Source organism: Mesorhizobium sp. WSM4904 (assembly GCF_029674545.1).
Lineage (GTDB): Bacteria > Pseudomonadota > Alphaproteobacteria > Rhizobiales > Rhizobiaceae > Mesorhizobium.
In genome coordinates this window covers 2,829,632-2,846,520 of sequence record NZ_CP121354.1, presented here as the reverse complement: position 1 = coordinate 2,846,520, position 16,889 = coordinate 2,829,632, and the positions used below count along the sequence as shown (strand labels likewise).

19 protein-coding genes are annotated in these 16,889 nt (G+C 64.6%); 9 read left to right on the top strand and 10 right to left on the bottom strand.

Translation table 11 applies throughout. From position 1 onward, the window contains the following. Positions 1 to 56: 56 nt before the first annotated feature. On the bottom strand, positions 57 to 866 hold the full coding sequence (locus tag QAZ47_RS13605) for a transporter substrate-binding domain-containing protein (protein WP_278233597.1): 810 nt from the start codon (positions 864 to 866) through the stop codon (positions 57 to 59). Positions 867 to 997: 131 nt separating this feature from the next. After that, positions 998 to 1,429 carry an aspartate/glutamate racemase family protein gene (locus QAZ47_RS13600; protein ID WP_278233596.1) on the bottom strand — a complete coding sequence of 144 codons (432 nt, stop codon included), beginning with the start codon at positions 1,427 to 1,429 and terminating at the stop codon, positions 998 to 1,000. A 4-nt stretch (positions 1,430 to 1,433) separates the two neighbouring features. Between QAZ47_RS13600 and QAZ47_RS13595 the strand changes: the two genes are divergently transcribed. Further along, positions 1,434 to 1,736 (top strand): hypothetical protein, encoded by a 303-nt coding sequence (locus QAZ47_RS13595; RefSeq protein WP_278233595.1) that lies wholly within the window; start codon positions 1,434 to 1,436, stop codon positions 1,734 to 1,736. A 29-nt stretch (positions 1,737 to 1,765) separates the two neighbouring features. Here the strand turns inward: QAZ47_RS13595 and QAZ47_RS13590 are convergent, their stop codons facing one another. Both QAZ47_RS13590 and QAZ47_RS13585 read right to left on the bottom strand, forming a co-directional pair. Further along, entirely contained in the window at positions 1,766 to 2,770 is a 1,005-nt protein-coding gene (locus QAZ47_RS13590) for a D-cysteine desulfhydrase (RefSeq protein WP_278233809.1), read from the bottom strand. Between the two features lie 144 nt (positions 2,771 to 2,914). Further along, positions 2,915 to 3,364: a GatB/YqeY domain-containing protein gene (locus QAZ47_RS13585; RefSeq protein ID WP_278233594.1), complete on the bottom strand. Its 450-nt coding sequence runs from the start codon at positions 3,362 to 3,364 to the stop codon at positions 2,915 to 2,917. A 270-nt stretch (positions 3,365 to 3,634) separates the two neighbouring features. On the opposite strand from QAZ47_RS13585, the gene carA reads away from it, so the two are divergent. Next, positions 3,635 to 4,840, top strand: a complete 1,206-nt coding sequence (gene carA / locus QAZ47_RS13580) for a glutamine-hydrolyzing carbamoyl-phosphate synthase small subunit (RefSeq protein ID WP_278233593.1) — start codon at positions 3,635 to 3,637, stop codon at positions 4,838 to 4,840. Between the two features lie 12 nt (positions 4,841 to 4,852). Here carA and QAZ47_RS13575 read toward each other — a convergent pair whose 3' ends face one another. The 3 genes from QAZ47_RS13575 to mntR all read right to left on the bottom strand — a co-directional run bounded on the left by QAZ47_RS13575 (position 4,853) and on the right by mntR (position 7,923). Beyond that, positions 4,853 to 6,121: a TCR/Tet family MFS transporter gene (locus QAZ47_RS13575; RefSeq protein WP_278233592.1), complete on the bottom strand. Its 1,269-nt coding sequence runs from the start codon at positions 6,119 to 6,121 to the stop codon at positions 4,853 to 4,855. Positions 6,122 to 6,377: 256 nt separating this feature from the next. Then, positions 6,378 to 7,310 carry a neutral zinc metallopeptidase gene (locus QAZ47_RS13570; RefSeq protein ID WP_278233591.1) on the bottom strand — a complete coding sequence of 311 codons (933 nt, stop codon included), beginning with the start codon at positions 7,308 to 7,310 and terminating at the stop codon, positions 6,378 to 6,380. A 157-nt stretch (positions 7,311 to 7,467) separates the two neighbouring features. Further along, complete coding sequence (gene mntR / locus QAZ47_RS13565) at positions 7,468 to 7,923, bottom strand: manganese-binding transcriptional regulator MntR (RefSeq protein ID WP_278233590.1); 456 nt, start codon at positions 7,921 to 7,923, stop codon at positions 7,468 to 7,470. 208 nt (positions 7,924 to 8,131) lie between these two features. Here mntR and QAZ47_RS13560 point away from each other — a divergent pair, with 208 nt between their 5' ends. From QAZ47_RS13560 to QAZ47_RS13550, 3 genes are all read left to right on the top strand, one after another. Next, positions 8,132 to 9,490, top strand: a complete 1,359-nt coding sequence (locus tag QAZ47_RS13560) for an Nramp family divalent metal transporter (protein WP_278233589.1) — start codon at positions 8,132 to 8,134, stop codon at positions 9,488 to 9,490. 45 nt (positions 9,491 to 9,535) lie between these two features. Then, positions 9,536 to 10,378, top strand: a complete 843-nt coding sequence (locus QAZ47_RS13555; RefSeq protein WP_278233588.1) for an rRNA adenine N-6-methyltransferase family protein — start codon at positions 9,536 to 9,538, stop codon at positions 10,376 to 10,378. A 93-nt stretch (positions 10,379 to 10,471) separates the two neighbouring features. Continuing rightward, positions 10,472 to 11,122: a dihydrofolate reductase family protein gene (locus QAZ47_RS13550; RefSeq protein ID WP_278233587.1), complete on the top strand. Its 651-nt coding sequence runs from the start codon at positions 10,472 to 10,474 to the stop codon at positions 11,120 to 11,122. 66 nt (positions 11,123 to 11,188) lie between these two features. Here the strand turns inward: QAZ47_RS13550 and QAZ47_RS13545 are convergent, their stop codons facing one another. Beyond that, positions 11,189 to 12,055, bottom strand: a complete 867-nt coding sequence (locus tag QAZ47_RS13545) for a LysR family transcriptional regulator (protein WP_278233586.1) — start codon at positions 12,053 to 12,055, stop codon at positions 11,189 to 11,191. 97 nt (positions 12,056 to 12,152) lie between these two features. On the opposite strand from QAZ47_RS13545, the gene QAZ47_RS13540 reads away from it, so the two are divergent. Next, positions 12,153 to 12,752, top strand: a complete 600-nt coding sequence (locus QAZ47_RS13540; RefSeq protein WP_278233585.1) for a LysE family translocator — start codon at positions 12,153 to 12,155, stop codon at positions 12,750 to 12,752. Between the two features lie 6 nt (positions 12,753 to 12,758). Here QAZ47_RS13540 and QAZ47_RS13535 read toward each other — a convergent pair whose 3' ends face one another. After that, the gene (locus QAZ47_RS13535; protein ID WP_278233584.1) at positions 12,759 to 13,553 is read right to left on the bottom strand and encodes an SDR family oxidoreductase; all 795 of its coding nucleotides are present in this window, start codon (positions 13,551 to 13,553) and stop codon (positions 12,759 to 12,761) included. Positions 13,554 to 13,743: 190 nt separating this feature from the next. On the opposite strand from QAZ47_RS13535, the gene QAZ47_RS13530 reads away from it, so the two are divergent. Beyond that, a complete protein-coding gene (locus tag QAZ47_RS13530; RefSeq protein ID WP_278233583.1) occupies positions 13,744 to 14,208 on the top strand; it encodes a MarR family winged helix-turn-helix transcriptional regulator in 465 nt (154 codons plus the stop codon). 141 nt (positions 14,209 to 14,349) lie between these two features. On the opposite strand, the gene QAZ47_RS13525 is transcribed toward QAZ47_RS13530, so the two are convergent. Further along, positions 14,350 to 15,528: an MFS transporter gene (locus QAZ47_RS13525; RefSeq protein ID WP_278233582.1), complete on the bottom strand. Its 1,179-nt coding sequence runs from the start codon at positions 15,526 to 15,528 to the stop codon at positions 14,350 to 14,352. Between the two features lie 191 nt (positions 15,529 to 15,719). On the opposite strand from QAZ47_RS13525, the gene QAZ47_RS13520 reads away from it, so the two are divergent. Both QAZ47_RS13520 and QAZ47_RS13515 read left to right on the top strand, forming a co-directional pair. Continuing rightward, positions 15,720 to 16,076 carry a helix-turn-helix transcriptional regulator gene (locus QAZ47_RS13520; RefSeq protein WP_278074869.1) on the top strand — a complete coding sequence of 119 codons (357 nt, stop codon included), beginning with the start codon at positions 15,720 to 15,722 and terminating at the stop codon, positions 16,074 to 16,076. Continuing rightward, the gene (locus QAZ47_RS13515; RefSeq protein WP_278207249.1) at positions 16,076 to 16,834 is read left to right on the top strand and encodes a metallophosphoesterase family protein; all 759 of its coding nucleotides are present in this window, start codon (positions 16,076 to 16,078) and stop codon (positions 16,832 to 16,834) included. Before QAZ47_RS13520 ends, QAZ47_RS13515 begins: the two co-directional genes overlap by 1 nt. Positions 16,835 to 16,889 lie beyond the last annotated feature (55 nt).

Sequence of the window (16,889 nt, the reverse complement as noted above, 5' to 3'; positions counted from 1 at the left end):
CAGAGGCAACCAAGGCGCGCGGTCTTTCCACGAGCGCGCCGGTCGCTCGAGGCATGTCAGCTCTGGTTCTTGTACTTGTCGTGCATGCGCTTTGAATAATCGGTGGGCGTGATGCCCCACTTCTGTTCGAGCTCGACGATCGTGCCCTTCTTCATCCACTCGATCGTGGCCTTGGAAACGAAATCCCTCAGGTCGTCATTGCCCGGCGCCACGGCCATGATCCAAGGAGTCTCCATGATGCCCTGCAGCGGCATGGAATAATCGGCGGACCATTGCTTATCGAGCAGTTTGCCTTGAATGAATGTCTGGTCATAAAGATAGCCTACGCAATTGCCCTGCTTCAGCGCGACCAACGGCTTGTCGGAGCCATCGAGCCCGACGATCTTGGCGCCGTATTTCTCGGCGACCGACTTGTTGTAAAACGAGCCGATCGTCGCGCAGAGCGGCTTGTCCTTCAGGTCCTCCCAGGACTTGATCTTGGCGCGGTTCGATATCAGCACATTGACCGAATCCGAATAATAGGGCGGATCGACTGCTTCCAAGACCTTCCGGCGCTCCGGCTTGTCGGACATGGTTGCAATCAGAAGGTCGATCTTTCCCTGCTGGAGGAACTCCATCCGGTTGGCGGCGACGACCGGCACGAATTCCAGCTTGACGCCGAGCTGCTTGGCGAGATCGGCTGCCAGATCTGGCTCGATGCCGACGATCGCCCCGGACGGATCACGGAATCCGAACGGCTTGTAGTCGGCCTTGGTTCCGACGATCAGCGTGCCGCGGGCCTTGATGTCGTCCATCTTGCCTGCCCACGCCTGCGCCGTCAGCATGGCAAGCGTGATGCCCGCAACGACAAGGGAAAGTCTCTTCATTCGCTCCACTCCCGGATAATGCGCGTCAGCCCGCCTCACCGGCGGTCATGACAAAAGCCGGTAGCGTCGAAGCTAGAGCGCGGTTGCGCAAGGTCAATGAAACGAGTGGGACCGGCGGGGTCCTTGGGCCCTCACCGGCCATGAGGCAGTGTGCGTTCGACGATCGTAGCAACCAGCACGTCGAGGGCGTCGATTTTCGCCAGGTCGGCATCGAGGCCATCGACGAGGAGCGAAAGTTCGGTGCATGCGATCACCAGGAAATCGACATCGCCGGCAATCAGTCGGCGCGCGACGACATTGAACCGGCTGCGCAATCCGGCCGTCGCGCCTTCCTTCTTGACCGCCTTGATGATGGCCATGATTTCCGCCTGATCGTCTGGATACCGGGTTTCGATGCCGAACGCTTCGAACGCTCTTTCGTAGAGTCCCAATTGCAGGCACCGCGGTGGAGGCGAGCATGCCGATGCGTCGCCGGCTGAGCGGCCGGCGCGCGACCGCCCCGGCGGTAAGCGTGACCATGTCGAGGAGCGGTATGCGGACCGCCGAGGCGATGTCGGCGGCATAGCTATGGGCGGTATTGCAGGCGATGGCGAGCATCGTGGCGCCTGCGCCTTCCAGTCCCTTTGCCATGCGCACCAGTTCGTCGAGCGGGCTCGGCCCGGTGCCGTTGATCAGGGCATCGATGCGCGACGGAACCTTGGGGTTCTGGTCGACCAGAAGATGAATGTGGTCGGCGTCGTCCGCGGCGGGCGTCGCCTCCATGACCCGGCGCAACAGCTCGATCGTGGCCGCCGGCCCCATGCCGCCGAGCACGCCGACGACGGGGTGAGCGGGCGGGTAGTAGCTGCTCATCTCGATACGGCCTTCTGAATATCCTTCGGAGTCTGACGACCTGCTGGTCAGAAATTGCTCTGGAGATCGGTCGGATAACCGAACAGCCCGGCCGAGCCGCCGGTGTGTAGAAAGACGACGGTCTCGCCCTTCTTGAAGAAACCCTTCCCCGCCAGGTCGATCAATCCGGCCATGCCCTTTCCGGAGTAGACCGGGTCCAGCAGAATGGCATCGGTGCGCGCCAGTGTGCGGATCGCCGCGATCGTATCGGCGGCAGGCAAGCCGTAGCCGTCGCCGATATAGTCGCAGTTGGCAACGACATCCTCGCGTTTCACGCTACCGGCAAGGCCAAGCTTCTCGGCCGTCCGGCACGCGAGTGAGAAGACGTTTTCCTCCTGCTTGGCCTTCGGCGCGCGCACGCCGATGCCAAGCACCGGCACGCCGCTGTTGATGCCGATCAGCCCGGTGACCAGGCCGGCCTGGGTTCCGGCGCTGCCGGTCGCATGCACGACACGATCGATCTTGAGGCCGATCGCGTTCGCCTGGTAGATCAGCTCGATGGCCGCGTTCACATAGCCAAGCGCGCCCGTCGGGTTCGACCCGCCGCCGGGTATCGTGTAGACCTTGCGGCCTTCGGCGCGCAGCCTTTCAGCGACCTTTTCCATCTCGCCGTTCATGTCGGGATTGGCCGGGCAGCGCTCGATAGTAGCGCCGTGGAGACGGTCGAGAAGCACATTGCCGTTTTCGTTGTAGTCGAAATCGGTCTTGCCGGTTCGGTCCTCCAGCAGCAGATGACAGGCCATGCCGAGCTTGGCGGCGGCAGCGGCGGTCTGCCGCGCATGATTGGACTGGGTAGCGCCCTGCGTCATGACGGTGTCGGCGCCTTCGGCCAGCGCCTCAGCCATCAGAAACTCGAGCTTGCGCGTCTTGTTGCCGCCGGTCGACAGGCCGGTGCAGTCATCGCGCTTGATCCAGATCTCCGGGCCGTTCAATTCCCTGGTCAGGTTCTCGAGCCGTTCGAGAGGCGTGGGCAGGTGGCCGAGCGCAACACGAGGATAGCGGGCGAGATTCATCATCGTGTCCTCCTTCATGGCTAGGAAATGCCGCATGCACCCGTCAGGAGAAAGCGCCGACGCGGGCTTGAACCGGGCTTGGATGCCCAGCCTTACATGGGCCTCGCCGCAGGAGCGGCAAGAATGCCTGCCGCAGCAGTCGGCCTACTGCAGCAGCCCTTTGACGATGGCGCTTGCCTTGGCGAAGTCCATCTGGCCGGCATATTTCTGCTTCAGCGCGCCGATCACTTTGCCCATGTCTTTCTGGCTGGCAGCGCCTGTGGCGGCGATCGCCTCGCGCGCGGCAGCCTGGATAGCCGCGTCGTCGAGCTGCGCCGGCAGGAACTCACGGATGATCTCCATCTCGCCGCGCTCCTGCGCTGCCAGTTCCGGCCGCTTGCCCTCCTCGAAGGCCTTGGCCGATTCCTCTCGCTGCTTCACCATCTTGGACAGAATCTGCAGGATCTCCTCCTCGCTCGCCGCCGGCTTGCCGCCGCCGCGATTGGCGATGTCGCGGTCATGGATGGCGGCCTGGATCAGCCTGAGCGTCGGCAGGCGGTGCTTGTCCTGCGCCTTCATCGCGCTCTTCATGGATTCGGCGATTTTCTCGCGCATCGTGCTTCTCCTTCGATCGCGGCGGACAATAGCTTTGCTGGCGGGCCAAGGCAATTCCCGGCAAACTATTGATATTGCTTGGCGAAATAAATCAATTCCGTTCGCGGCAAGCGTCATTGACCGCTTTGGCGCCTTCCCCTATGTACTGAGCCTCGCATGAACTGAAAATCTGGTTGCGCGCAGGCTCGCGAATTTGGCGCTGCGCGTTGTTTGCTGCGCGGATCGTCCCGCAAACGGGGTGATCTGGAAGCAGCTTCTAGGAGTGCCGCTATGGCCACGACCACTGCTCCCTGGGCCACCGAAAAGCCGACAGCCCTTCTGGTGCTTGCCGACGGCACGGTGATCGAGGGCCGTGGCGTCGGTGCCACAGGATCGGCGGTCGCGGAAGTGTGCTTCAACACCGCGCTCACCGGCTACGAGGAGATTCTGACCGATCCCTCCTATGCCGGCCAGATCGTCACCTTCACCTTCCCGCATATCGGCAATGTCGGCACCAACGCCGAGGATATCGAAGACCTCAACCCGGCGGCGCGCGCCGGGGCTGTCGGCGCGATCTTCAAGGCCAATGTCACCGACCCGTCCAGCTACCGGGCAGCCGGGCATCTCGATCAATGGCTGAAGCGGCGCGGCATCGTCGCGCTTTGCGGCATCGATACCCGTGCGCTCACCGTGCTGATCCGTGAGAAGGGCATGCCCAACGCCGTCATCGCCCACGCGCCCGATGGCGTCTTCGACCTCGACGATCTCAAGCAGCGTGCCGCTGCCTGGTCGGGACTGATCGGCCTGGACCTCGCCAAGGAAGTAACCTCGGGCCAGTCCTCGGTCTGGCGCGAGACACCCTGGGCTTGGAACAAGGGTTTTGGCGAGCAGGACGAGCCGTCGATGCATGTCGTGGCCATCGACTATGGCGTCAAGCGCAACATCCTGCGCCTGCTCGCTGGCCTCGGCGCCAAGGTCACCGTCGTGCCGGCGAAGACCGGCGCGGAAGAAATCCTGGCCATGCGGCCGGACGGCATCTTCCTCTCGAACGGTCCCGGCGACCCGGAGGCGACCGGCGAATATGCCGTGCCGGTGATCCAGGACCTCTTGAAGACCGACATCCCGGTATTCGGCATCTGCCTCGGCCATCAGATGCTGGCGCTGGCGCTCGGCGGCAGGACCCAGAAGATGCACCAGGGCCATCACGGCGCCAACCATCCGGTCAAGGACCACACGACCGGCAAGGTCGAGATCGTCTCGATGAACCATGGTTTCGCGGTCGATGCCGACTCGCTGCCTGAAGGCGTCGAGGAGACGCATGTCTCGCTCTTCGACGGCTCGAATTGCGGCATCGCGCTGACCGGCCGGCCGGTGTTTTCGGTCCAGCACCATCCCGAGGCCTCGCCCGGCCCGCAGGATTCGCACTATCTCTTCCGCCGCTTCGTCAACCTCATCCGCGAGCGGCGCGGCGAGCCGTCGCTGGCCGAGCGCGCCTGACCACGACGCGGCTCAAGCGGGGTCGGTCACGGCCCCCTGCGCGTGCATGCGCTCGACTTCCTTTGGCGTCGGCTTGGCCACCTTCGTCACGAAGACGACCACCGCCAGCGTGAGGAAAACCGCACCGAGCACATAAGGCGCCCCGCCGAACTCGACCGGCGCGCGCGGGCCGGTGAACCAGGAAAAGATCGCCGTATAAAGCAGCGGCGTGATGATCGAGGTGATCGAGAAGATCGAGGTCATCGCGCCCTGCAGCTCACCTTGCGCCGAGGGCGGCACCTTGGCGGCCGCGAGGCTTCTCAGCGGCGGATCGGCAAGCGCCTCCAGGCAGCCGGCGACGATCACCGCATAGATCATCCAGCCTTGCGTCGCGAACGCATAGCCGAAGGCGCTGAGCGCGGTGAAGGTGAGGCCGATCGTCGCCGTCTTCCATTCGCCGAGCTTGGGGATGACGCGCGGCAGCACGGTCGCCATGACGATCGCGCCGCACAGGCCGAAGGCACCGAGCGAGAAGCCGATCTGCTGCTGGTTCCAGCCGTAGCGATAGCTGGAGACGAAGGACCAGACCGCCGGATACATCATGTGGCCGAGCGTCATCAGGAAGAAGACGAGCCCGATCCAGCCGATGCCCTGATAATTGCGCATCTGGATGAGCGTGCCGACCGGATTGGCGCGTTTCCACTCGAAGCGGCGGCGATGCTGCTCGTCGAGCGTCTCCGGCAGCAGGAACATCGCGATCAGGAAGTTCACGAAGGCGAGCCCGGCAGCGAAATAGAACGGCACGCGCGGCCCGAACGTGCCGAGCAGTCCGCCGAGCACCGGGCCGATGACGAAGCCGACGCCGAAGGCGATGCCGAGCAGGCCGAAATTCTTGGCCCTGTTCTCGTCGTTCGAAATGTCGGCGATGAAGGCCGATGTCGTCGAGTAGCTGGCGCCGGAGATGCCGGCGAGCACGCGGCCGATGAACAGCATCGGGAAGGACCAGGCGATGGCGCAGATCAGGTTGTCGATGGAAAAGGTGAGCACCGAGGCGAGCAGGATCGGCCGCCGGCCGAAACGGTCGCTCAAGCCGCCGATGACCGGCGCGAAGAAGAACTGCATCGCCGCATAGACGAAGAACAGCCAGCCGCCCTCGATCGCCGCCTCGCTGACGCCGACACCGCTGAGTTCCTGCAGATAGGCCGGCAGTACCGGCATGATGATGCCGAAGCCGATGATGTCGAGCAAAAGCGTGGTGAAAACGAGCGCAAGGCCCCGCTTGGCGGTCTTGGGGTCGATCATGATGGTCAAGCTCCTCGGCCGCCCAAAGCATGTCTCCCGAAAGTCGAAACCGGTTTCGGGATGAAGGCATGCGCAAATTCAAAAACCTAAAGCGCGTCGCCTGGCTCCGTTCAGCGCGCCGCGCTTTAGGGTACAGGCGGGAGGCACCTTATAGGCGAGCTTGCCGCCCGGAACAATAAGCGAACGGCGGCAACTGCCTCATCCTGACATCGTTGCCGGCGGCGCCGCTGAAGGAGCGCGGCGCTAAACCGCCGGTTCAGACCGGATTGTTGAATGTATCGCAGTCCGAAAGCTTGCCGCTCTTGTAGCCGCGCGCCAGCCAGGTCTGCCGCTGCGCGGAAGTGCCGTGGTTGAAGCTTTCCGGAACGACATAGCCCTGCATCTTCTTCTGCAGCGTGTCGTCGCCGATCTGCTTGGCGGCATTCAGCGCGCTTTCCATGTCGCCTTGTTCCAAGATGCCCTTCTGCGCGGTGTAGTGCGCCCAGACACCGGCGAAGCAGTCGGCCTGAAGCTCGACCCGCACCGACATCTGATTAGCCTCCGCCTCGCCCATGCTCTGCCGCATCTGGTTGAACTTCTGCATGATGCCGGTGAGGTTCTGCACATGGTGGCCGACCTCATGCGCGATCACGTAGGCCCGCGCGAACTCGCCCGAAGCGCCGAACTGCTGGTCGAGCTGCTGGAAGAAAGTCATGTCGAGATAGACCTTGTGGTCGCCCGGACAATAGAACGGCCCCGCCGCGGACGAGGCAAAGCCGCAGGCCGAGCGGATCTGGCCGCTGAACAGCACCAGCTTGGGATCCTCATAGGTGAGACCATTGGCCTTGAAGATGCCGGTCCAGGTGTCCTCGGTCTCGGCAAGCACGGTCGCCACGAACTGCTTCATCTCGTCGGAAGCAGGCGCCCCGGTGCTGTCCTGCGCGCCGCTGTTGTCGGTGATCTGGCCACCACCGCCCGGCCCGAGGCCGCCGCTGCCGTCACCCAGAATCTGCGATGGATCGAAGCCGAAATACCATCCGGCGAGAACGACGAGGATGACCAGGATGATGCTGGAACCGCCGCCGGCGCGGCCGCCGATCGGAATGCGGAACTGACCCGGGCTGCCACCCAATCCGCCACCGAGTCCGCCGCCACTATCGCTGCGCTCGTCCTCGATATTGTCGCTCTGACGACGGCCTCTCCAAAGCATGGCAACTCCTCGCAATGCAGATGTCCTGGAAGGATTGGTCCGCCGACCGCCCCCACTGACAATTATCGCAACGCATAATCCAAGTCACAGCATTTTTCGCGCTGGCGGCGCTGCACCGTCGCGCTCCGCAACCGATCCGTGTCTCCGGGCACCGGGCTCAGCGGGCGGCAGTCATCGCCCTGCGAAACGCTTCCAGCGTCTCGGCGCTGACATGATGCTCGATGCCCTCGGCATCGATGCGCGCCGTTTCGGCGCTGACGCCCAGCGAGCGCAGGAAGGCTTCCACCGTCTGGTGGCGGATACGGCTCTCTTCGGCGACTTTCCGGCCGGTCTCGGTCAGGAACACCCCCCGGTAAGGCTTTCTGGAGACCAGCCCGTCGGCACAGAGCCTGGTCAGCATCTTCGCGACCGTCGGCTGGGCGACGCCAAGCCTGGCGGCGATGTCGACCTGACGGGCCTCGTTGCCGTCCTCGATAAGGTCGGCGATCAGCTCGACATAGTCCTCGACGAGCGCGCTGCGGCGCGCTTCGCGCGTCTGCCGGAATCCTTCCGAGTGGATCTCGGCATCGGGAAGCGGCTTTTCGCGTCGAACCGGTCTGTTCCTCAGCGCCAACACGCGCTCCTTCCTGGCTGGCCGAAGCCTGAATCGGGATCGCATACATAACACGAACCCAGGTGGTCCGGCCGTTTATTTGCATTTCCGCTCACATGCAACCGGCCCTCGGCATGCAAAAGCACAAACAATGAAATATAGCCTATTGCATAATGTTGAGCCATGGCGTAGATAAGGGGCACGATCGATCCGTTCCAATGGAATCCTCATGTCCGACGCCGAAGTAGCAGCAGTATCCCGTTCCGCATGGCGTTTCGACAGGCCTAACGACGAGCAGCCCAGCCTGCGCGAGGTCAATGCCACGATCGCGGTGCCGCGGACCGGCATGTGGCTTCGTCGCCTGTTCGCCTTCATGGGCCCGGGCTACATGGTGTCGGTCGGCTATATGGACCCCGGCAACTGGGCGACCGATCTCGCCGGCGGTGCCCAGTTCGGCTACACGCTGCTGTTCGTCATCATGCTGTCGAACCTGATGGCGATCCTTTTGCAGGCCTTGGCCGCCCGCCTCGGCATCGCCACCGGCCGCGACCTCGCGCAGGCCTGCCGCGCCTATTATCCGCGCCCGGTCAATTTCCTGCTCTGGGTCGCCTGCGAGCTGGCGATCATCGCTTGCGATCTGGCCGAGGTGATCGGCACGGCAATCGCGCTGCAGCTGCTGTTCGGCATCCCGCTGATCGGCGGCGCCCTCATCACCGCGCTCGACGCCTTCCTCGTGCTGCTGCTGATGAACAGGGGCTTCCGTTATCTCGAGGCTTTCGTCGTCGCGCTGCTGATCGTCATCTTCGGCTGCTTCGCCGTTCAGATCTTCGTCGCCGCGCCGCCTGCCGGCACCATCCTGCATTCGATGTTCGTGCCGTCGTCCGAGATCGTCACCAACCCGGCGATGCTCTACATCGCAATCGGCATCATCGGCGCCACGGTGATGCCACACAATCTCTACCTGCACTCTTCGATCGTGCAGACCCGAGCCTATGACCGCACCGACGCGGGCAAGCGCGACGCCATCAAGTGGGCGACCACGGATTCGACCATCGCGCTGATCCTGGCGCTGTTCGTCAACGCCTCCATCCTGATCGTTGCGGCCGTGGCTTTCCACGGCACCGGCCACCAGGATGTCGCCGAGATCGGCCAGGCCTTCGAGCTCCTGTCGCCATTGCTGGGCTTGAGCATCGCCTCGATCCTGTTCGCCGTCGCGCTGCTCGCCTCCGGCCTCAACTCGACGGTCACCGCGACGCTCGCGGGCCAGATCGTCATGGAAGGCTTCCTGCGCCTGCGCATCCCGCAGTGGGCGCGTCGCTTGTTGACGCGCGGCGCCGCCATCGTCCCCGTCGTGATCGTGACCGCGCTCTACGGCGAGAAGGGCACGGCCCAGCTCCTGGTCTTCAGCCAGGTCATCCTGTCGATGCAGTTGCCCTTCGCCGTGGTGCCTTTGGTACAGTTCGTGTCGGACAAGAAGAAAATGGGCAATTTCGCCATCCCGCGCAGCGTCGCAGCGCTCGCCTGGGTGGTCGCTGCAATCATCCTGGCGCTCAACTTCAAGCTGCTTTACGACACCATCGCCGGCTGAGATGGAACCGCGACATCCGAGCCGGCCGCGCTAACTTCTGGAAGCATGACCGGATCGGACGACGCCCGAAAATTCTACGCCAAGCTGATGGCCGCGCATGCGCGCTCCGCCGATCCCCGCATCGAGGAGGTGTTCGCCTCGGTGCCGCGCGAGGCCTTTCTCGGGCCTGGACCGTGGACCATCTTTGCCGGCGACGGCGCGTTCAAAACGCCGACCGCCGATCCAAGCTACATCTACCAGAACGTGCTTGTGGTGCTCGATGCCGGCAAGGGCATCAACAACGGCGAGCCGGTTCTGCACGCCATGTGGATCGGCAAGGTCGAACCGAGGCCCGGCGAAGCCGTCACCCATATCGGCGCCGGCACCGGCTACTACACCGCGCTGCTGGCGAAGCTGGTCGAGCCTGGCGGCAGCGTCACCGCCTTCGAGCTCGAGGCCGATCTCGCGGAGCGAGCAAGCCAGAATCTTGCAGCTTACGGCAATGTGAAAGTCATCCACGGCAACGCGGTCACCAGCCTGCTACCGCCGTCCGACATCATCTATGTCAATGCCGGTGTCGCCGCCCCTCCGGCGGCATGGTTGAGGGTGCTCAAACCCGGCGGCCGCATGATCTTCCCCTGGCGTCCCGCCGAGCGCATCGGCTTGGCGGTGATCGTCACGCGCATGGAGAGAGGCTTTGCCTGCCAGCCGTTCATGGGCTCCTGGTTCATCCCCTGCGTCGGCGCCTGGGTCGCCGGACCAGGGGCAAAAGTGCCGACCCGCGAGCGCGCCGCGCGCACGCGCTCGATTTGGCTGAGTGAAGACAAGGCGCCCGACCGCACCGCCACTGCCGTCTTCGGCGACGTCTGGTTCTCGTCCCGCGCCATCCGCGCCGGCGGCAAACGCTAAAAACTTACCGGCGCTTGTCGCAATGGACGCCCGTCGTTCGTCCTTGGCCTGAAATCCGGCCGCGACGGCGCGGATCATGAAAAGGAGAAACAGATGCGCAAGATCATCGCCGCCACCTTCGTCAGCCTCGACGGCGTCATGCAGGCGCCGGGCGGGCCGGAAGAGGATCCGGTCGGCGGCTTTCAATTCGGTGGCTGGACGTTCCATTATTTTGACGAGGTTGCGGGCGCGGCAATAGACGAGCTGTTCTCCAAGCCCTTCGCCCTGCTGCTCGGCCGCAGAACCTACGACATCTTCGCCGCATACTGGCCGTATCAGAAGGATCCGATCGCGGATGCCTTCAACCCTGCGACCAAATATGTAGCCACACATCGGCCAGAGTCGCTCACCTGGCAGAACACTCAGTCGCTTGGGCCGGATATCGTTGCAAGGCTTAAGGAACTCAAACAGGAAGACGGACCCGACCTGCTTATCCAGGGATCGGGCAACCTGATCCAGACCCTGCTCGCCAACGGGCTGATCGACGAGATCCGGCTGATGATCTTCCCGCTGTTGCTGGGCAAGGGCAAGCGGCTGTTCGGCGAGGACGCGATGCCGGCCGCCTTCAAGCTCATCAAGTCGCAGACTTCCAGCACCGGCGTCATCATGGCGACCTATGAGCGTGGCGGCGAGATCAAGACCGGATCCTTCGCGCAGGACGAGCCGTCCGACGCCGAGCTCGAACGGCGCAAGAACTGGAAGTAGCGGGACGGCCCCGGCACCTTTCCTCTCCCTCCGGAAGGGGGAGAGGAACCCAAGTTCTTCCAGGGCTCAAGCCGCAACCGGCCGCCGCGCCAGCCCTTCCCTGATATGCCGCGCAAACTCTCGCGCGGCGGGCTCGACGCCATGTTTCGGCAGATGCAGGTTGATGGCGAAATTCGGCAGCGCCGGCAGGTCGGCATCAGACAGGATGTCGAGGTCCGCGGGAACCGTCGAGGCCAGCCATGTCGTCACTGCCAGGTCCGAGCGTACCGTCGCGGTCGTGGCGTCGATGTTGCCGTTCTCGAACACGGTGCGCCAGTCCAGACCATGCCCGCTAAGCGCTGCCAGCACCTCGGGCCGGAAGGCGCAGGTGTCGGCGACCATCGAGACCGGCAGCGGCCGCTTCAGGCGCGCCAAGCCGCCTCTCGCGCCGACCCAGACCAGGCGGTCGACCAGCAGGCATTCGCCGGCCGTTGGCCCGGCCCGCTCCTCGATGACGGCGAGATCGATCGTCCCCGCCGTCAGCGCCGCCGCGAGCTCCGGCGAGGAGGCGCAGACCAGCGATATCTCCACTTGCGGACAGGCCTCGGCATAGGTCTTGAGCACGGGTTGAAGCAATGTGCCGACGAGGTCGTAAGGCACGCCGATCCGCACCTGGCCGGCGACCGCCTTGCCGCCCATTTCGGCGATGATCTCGTCATTGAGCTGCAGCAGACGCCGGCCCTTGTCGAGCAGCCGTTCGCCCGAGCGCGTCAGCTTCAGACCGCGCCGGTCGCGTTCGAACAGCGTCTGGCCAAGCACCTCCTCCAGTCGCTTGATCTGCTGACTGACGGCGCCTTGCGTCAGATTGAGCGCATTTGCAGCGCCCGTCATGCTCGCTTTTTCGGCTGCGGTGACGAAGGTGCGGACAAACGTGGTATCGAGATCGCGGATCATTTATCCATTATAACTGCTAATGCAGATCATATCAAACATTGCATTTACTGATAGCACAAGGCGCCTAGCATACGGCTTCTTCGACCGGAAAAGCTGTATGTCCGAAACCATTACCCCTCTTGTCCTGTTCGCGCTGATTTCCACCTCGACGCCCGGCATCGCCACGACGCTGTCGACGGCGTCCGGTGCGCAGTTCGGCTTTCGCCGTTCGGTGCCGCTCATGACCGGCAGCGCAGCCGGACTCGCTTCCGTGGCGGCGGCAGGCGCGGCGGGCCTCGCCGGGCTGCTGGCCGCCGTCCCGTCCTTGCAGCTCACCATGAAGGTCGCGGGCTCGCTCTATCTGATCTGGCTGGCGATCAGGATCGGCCGCAGCGGTCCGCCCAATCTCGATGTCAGCATGGCCAAGCCGAACAGCTTCCTCGGCGGCGCCGGCATTCAGTGGATGAACCCGAAGGGCTGGGCCATGGGACTGGGCGCCGCCGCTTCCTTCGCGGCGCTCGCCGACGGCCCGTTGCAGCTCGCGCTATTGTTGGGCGCCGTGTTCGGCCTTGCGGCGGCCTTCTCGCTGTCGCTGTGGTGCGTGGCTGGCACGCTGCTGGCACGCCTGCTCAAGACCGAGCGGCAGTGGCGCGCGCTCAACATCGTGCTTGGCCTGCTGCTGGCCGCCTCGATCCTGCAGATGTGGCGGCCAGCCTGAGAGAGACTATACGGCGTAACGCGCCGCCGGCTTGCCGGCGAACAGGCTGCCATAGAACTGGTCCCGCGCGCCGAGATAGGTGTCCAGCCCGGCCGGATCGGCCAGCCCCGGAGCGGTGACGGTCTCGCCCTGGACGAAGCCGGCCAGCGCCGCATCGACCAGGTCGTCGGCGCTCATCACCCAGTCCTGGTTGATCCTGTCGAGGCTGATCCCGGAGACGTCCCAGAATTCGGTACGGATCGGCCCTGGCAGCACGACCTGCGCCCTCACCTTGGTGCCGGCGACCTCCTTCTGCAGCGCTTCGGTGAAGTTGACGACATAGGCCTTGGTGCCGCTGTAGATGCCGCCGACGGCGATGCCATAGGCGACCACCGAGGCGATGTTGACAATGGCGCCGCGATTGCGAGCAAGCAGCCCCGGCAGCACCGCGCGGGTCAAACGCGTCAAGGCGACGACATTGACCTTGATCATACGTTCGGCCGCATCGGCGTCGGCGTCGGCCACCGTCTCGATGCCGCCCATGCCGGCATTGTTGATCAGCAGCGTCACGCTCTCGTCCGCCGCGACCACCTGCTCGACCCGGCGCAGGTCGGCGTCTACGGAGAGATCGGCGACGACCGTCTCGACCTTGCGGCCATAGGCATAAGCCAGCCGGTCCGCCACCTCCTGCAGCCGGTCGGCGCGCCGCGCCACCAGCACAAGATCGTAGCCCTGTCCGGCAAGCCGGTCGGCATAGACCGCGCCGATGCCCGAGGAGGCGCCGGTGATCACGGCCGTGCCCTTGTTTTCGCTCTTGCTCATCGTCCTGCTCCTTTTCGTCCTGTTCGCTCACGTTCGGCGCCGATGGACACCTCAACCGCCGAGCCTATGTTCTATTAGTGGCATATGCCACTTTTGCCGAAGTAGGTATATGCCACTATCTTGTCAACGGCGGTTGCGAAAACTATCTCTGCGGCAGGCTGGCGCACCTTCGCACCGGCAAGGAGTGGACATGACCGAAGCTCAGCAACCCGGATTCAGCCGTTGCAACAACGCCACCTTGCGGCGCACCGCGCGCAGGCTCGGCCGCTTCTACGATGACGCGCTGGCGCCTTCGGGACTGAAGGGAACGCAGTTTGGCCTGCTCTTCCAGATCCATGCCGGCGGCGAGCCGGCGATGGGCGAGATTGCCGAAGAGCTGATCATGGATCTGTCGGCGCTTGGCCACACGCTGAAGCCGCTGATCCGCGATGGCTATGTCGAGACTTTTGCCGACAAGGACGACCGCCGCATCAAGCGCGTGCGGCTGACGCCGCAGGGTCAGGCAAAGCTCGACGAGGCGATCAAGCTGTGGAGCGCCGCCCAGCGGCAATTCGAGGATATGGTCGGCGTGGAACGGGCCGCGAAGCTGCGCGCGACGCTGGACGAAGTGGCCGCGCTGGATTTTGAGTTGGCAGCGGCCGCTCCTTCCATCTGAAGGAGCGGCCGTCGGTGAGTTCTTAGAGCAATTCCAGGAAAAGTGTGATCGGTTTTCCGCCCGCAACTGCGTAAAAACGAAGAGTTAGAGCGGTTCGGCGTTTCCGTAAAACGGTGAGCCGCTCTAGCGTTTTGGCCGAACCTATTCGGCCGGCATGGCGACCGGACGAGCAAACGCGCGGCCGGCGAGCACGACGCCCAGCCCGACGAGCGGGAAGATCGCAGCGATCAGGCCGAGATCGGCCGGCGCGCCGAAGCGCAGCACAGCGCCGCCGACCACAGCGCCCAGCGCCACGCCGAAATAGAGCGCCGAGGCATTGAGCGAGAGCACGATCGGAGCGGCGTCCGGAGCGATCTTGATGATGCGGCTCGCCTGCGCCGGCGGGAAGGCCCAGCCGACGATGCCCCACGGCACCATCATGCCCATCAGCGCCGGCCCGGCGATCGAATGCGGCAGGAAGGTCGGGATCAGCGAGAAGGTGACGAGCATCGCCGCGGAAAGCGCCAGCGACCAGCAGACGGTGCGCGCCGCGCCGAAACGGTCGGCGGCCTGGCCGCCGGCGATGTTGCCGATGACCGCGCCGATGCCGAAGGCGAGCAGCATGCCGGGCAATGCAAGCGGGCTGAGACCGCCGCCCTCGATGGCGAGAGGCGCGATGAAGGCAAAGACGGTGAAGGCGCCGACCAGCGCCAGCACGGTCGTGACCAGGATCGGCAACACGCCCGGACGGACTGCGGCCGCCAGCCGGCGTTTCAGCGGCAGCCTGGTGCCGATGATGCCGCGCGGCAGCCGCCACCACAGGATCGCGCCGGCCAGCGCGCCGAGCCCGGCAATGGCGAAGAACGTCCCACGCCAGCCGGCGATCGCCGCCACCAGCGCCCCGAGCGGCGCGCCGACCGCGACCGCCACCGTGGTGCCGCCGACGACGACGGCAATCGCACGCGCCCGGTGATGGTCGTCGACCAGTGCCACGGCCGTGCCTTGCGCGGTCGCCGCGAACAGGCCGGACGAGAGCGCCATGACGATGCGCGCGATCAGCAGCAATTCGAAGGACGAGCTCACCGCCGCGACCAGATTGCCTATGACGAAGAAGACCAGCGTCCACAGGATGACGCGCCGCCGGTCCCACTCGCCTGTCAGCGTCGCCAGGATCGGCGCGCCGATCGCATAAGCGAGCGCGAAGGCGGTGATCAGCGATCCGGCGAGCGGAACGGAGATGCCGGCATCCGCGGCGATGTCGGGAAGAAGGCTGGAGATGACGAAGCCTTCGGTCGAGATCGCGAACGATCCGAGCGCTAGCCAATAGATCCGCTTGTCCATGGGGATGTCCTTAGTTCAAAAGTTATTGAACAATTGGACATAACGGGGCATGATGTCAACCGAGCCAGGGGAAAATAACCGAACCCTGCTGACAGCCCTGTGTCAGGACCGGCAAAAACCGGGGGCACGTGTAGACCGGCAAGACGAGGAGGCGCGTTGAAGTTGCTTCAGTTTGTGCTTAATTCTGCGACATGACCTTGCCCCACCCGACTGCCGATCAGATCAGCCTGCCGATCGTGCTTGCCGTGCTCGGCGACCCGACCAGGCTTGCCATCGTGCGCTATCTCGCCAGCAAGGAAGGCGTGCCGATGAACTGCGGCAAGTTCCTCGACCTCGCCTCCAAGACCAACCTCAGCTACCACCTCGCCAAGCTGCGCGAGGCGGGCGTGACCCGCACCGAAGCGGTCGGCACCAGCCGGCTGATCACGCTGCGCCGCGACGACCTCGACAGACGCTTCCCCGGACTGCTCGACAGCGTGATCGCGGCTGCCGGCGAGGACAAGGCACTTCCCGCGGTCGGCGCCGCCGATACCGAAATCGACGCCTGATGCGCATTGCCATTCTCGCCGACATCCATGGCAACGTGCTGGCCTTGGATGCCGTCCTCCACGATCTCCAGCAGCGCGGCGGCGCCGATCTCATCGTCAATCTCGGCGATTGCGTCTCCGGCCCGCTCTGGCCGCGCGAGACCATGCAGCGGCTGGAAGCGCTCGACCTGCCGACCGTGCGCGGCAATCACGACCGTCGTGTCGCCCAGGACCCGGCCGACGAGGCAATGTGGCCGTCCGACCGCTATGCGCAGGAACGGCTGACCGCCGCCCAGCGCGAAGCGCTGTTCGCCTTGCCGCTCACGCTCGAGATCGCGCCCGGCGTCGTCGCCTTCCATGCCCGGCCCGACCATGACGAAAAATACCTTGCCGATGCGATCGTCGACGGCCAGCTGGTGCGCGCGCCGCTCGGCGCGATCAAACGTCGGCTGAAGGCACTCGACCCCGCCTGCCGCCTAGCCCTGTGCGGCCACAGCCATCGCAGCGAGCTGATCCGCATTCCGGGCGGCCCGGTCATCTTCAACCCCGGCAGCGTCGGCTGCCCGGCCTATGAGGATGACACACCGCCCGCGCATGTCTCCGAGCAAGGCACCCCGCATGCGCGTTATGGCATCGTCGAGCTGGACGCGGCTTACCGCCCGGACCGCTTCGAGGCGATCGCCGTGGACTACGACCATGAAGCCGCCGCAACGCAGGCCGAACAAGCGGGACGCCCAGAATGGGCGCACGCGCTGCGAACCGGATTTGTGCAGGATTGAGCGCAGCTCATACCCAGGATTGAGCGCAGCTCATATCCCGAACGGCTGGTTCCTC

Coding starts and splice junctions, on each gene's coding strand:
- QAZ47_RS13600 (WP_278233596.1), bottom strand. CDS start 1,429: ATGCCGCCGACATCGCCTCGGCGGTCCGCATACCGCTCCTCGACATGG.
- QAZ47_RS13545 (WP_278233586.1), bottom strand. CDS start 12,055: ATGATCCGCGATCTCGATACCACGTTTGTCCGCACCTTCGTCACCGCA.
- QAZ47_RS13530 (WP_278233583.1), top strand. CDS start 13,744: ATGACCGAAGCTCAGCAACCCGGATTCAGCCGTTGCAACAACGCCACC.
- QAZ47_RS13555 (WP_278233588.1), top strand. CDS start 9,536: ATGACCGGATCGGACGACGCCCGAAAATTCTACGCCAAGCTGATGGCC.
- QAZ47_RS13535 (WP_278233584.1), bottom strand. CDS start 13,553: ATGAGCAAGAGCGAAAACAAGGGCACGGCCGTGATCACCGGCGCCTCC.
- QAZ47_RS13560 (WP_278233589.1), top strand. CDS start 8,132: ATGTCCGACGCCGAAGTAGCAGCAGTATCCCGTTCCGCATGGCGTTTC.
- carA (WP_278233593.1), top strand. CDS start 3,635: ATGGCCACGACCACTGCTCCCTGGGCCACCGAAAAGCCGACAGCCCTT.
- QAZ47_RS13605 (WP_278233597.1), bottom strand. CDS start 866: ATGAAGAGACTTTCCCTTGTCGTTGCGGGCATCACGCTTGCCATGCTG.
- QAZ47_RS13595 (WP_278233595.1), top strand. CDS start 1,434: ATGGGCGGTATTGCAGGCGATGGCGAGCATCGTGGCGCCTGCGCCTTC.
- QAZ47_RS13515 (WP_278207249.1), top strand. CDS start 16,076: ATGCGCATTGCCATTCTCGCCGACATCCATGGCAACGTGCTGGCCTTG.
- QAZ47_RS13550 (WP_278233587.1), top strand. CDS start 10,472: ATGCGCAAGATCATCGCCGCCACCTTCGTCAGCCTCGACGGCGTCATG.
- QAZ47_RS13585 (WP_278233594.1), bottom strand. CDS start 3,364: ATGCGCGAGAAAATCGCCGAATCCATGAAGAGCGCGATGAAGGCGCAG.
- QAZ47_RS13570 (WP_278233591.1), bottom strand. CDS start 7,310: ATGCTTTGGAGAGGCCGTCGTCAGAGCGACAATATCGAGGACGAGCGC.
- QAZ47_RS13540 (WP_278233585.1), top strand. CDS start 12,153: ATGTCCGAAACCATTACCCCTCTTGTCCTGTTCGCGCTGATTTCCACC.
- QAZ47_RS13575 (WP_278233592.1), bottom strand. CDS start 6,121: ATGATCGACCCCAAGACCGCCAAGCGGGGCCTTGCGCTCGTTTTCACC.
- QAZ47_RS13525 (WP_278233582.1), bottom strand. CDS start 15,528: ATGGACAAGCGGATCTATTGGCTAGCGCTCGGATCGTTCGCGATCTCG.
- QAZ47_RS13590 (WP_278233809.1), bottom strand. CDS start 2,770: ATGAATCTCGCCCGCTATCCTCGTGTTGCGCTCGGCCACCTGCCCACG.
- QAZ47_RS13520 (WP_278074869.1), top strand. CDS start 15,720: ATGACCTTGCCCCACCCGACTGCCGATCAGATCAGCCTGCCGATCGTG.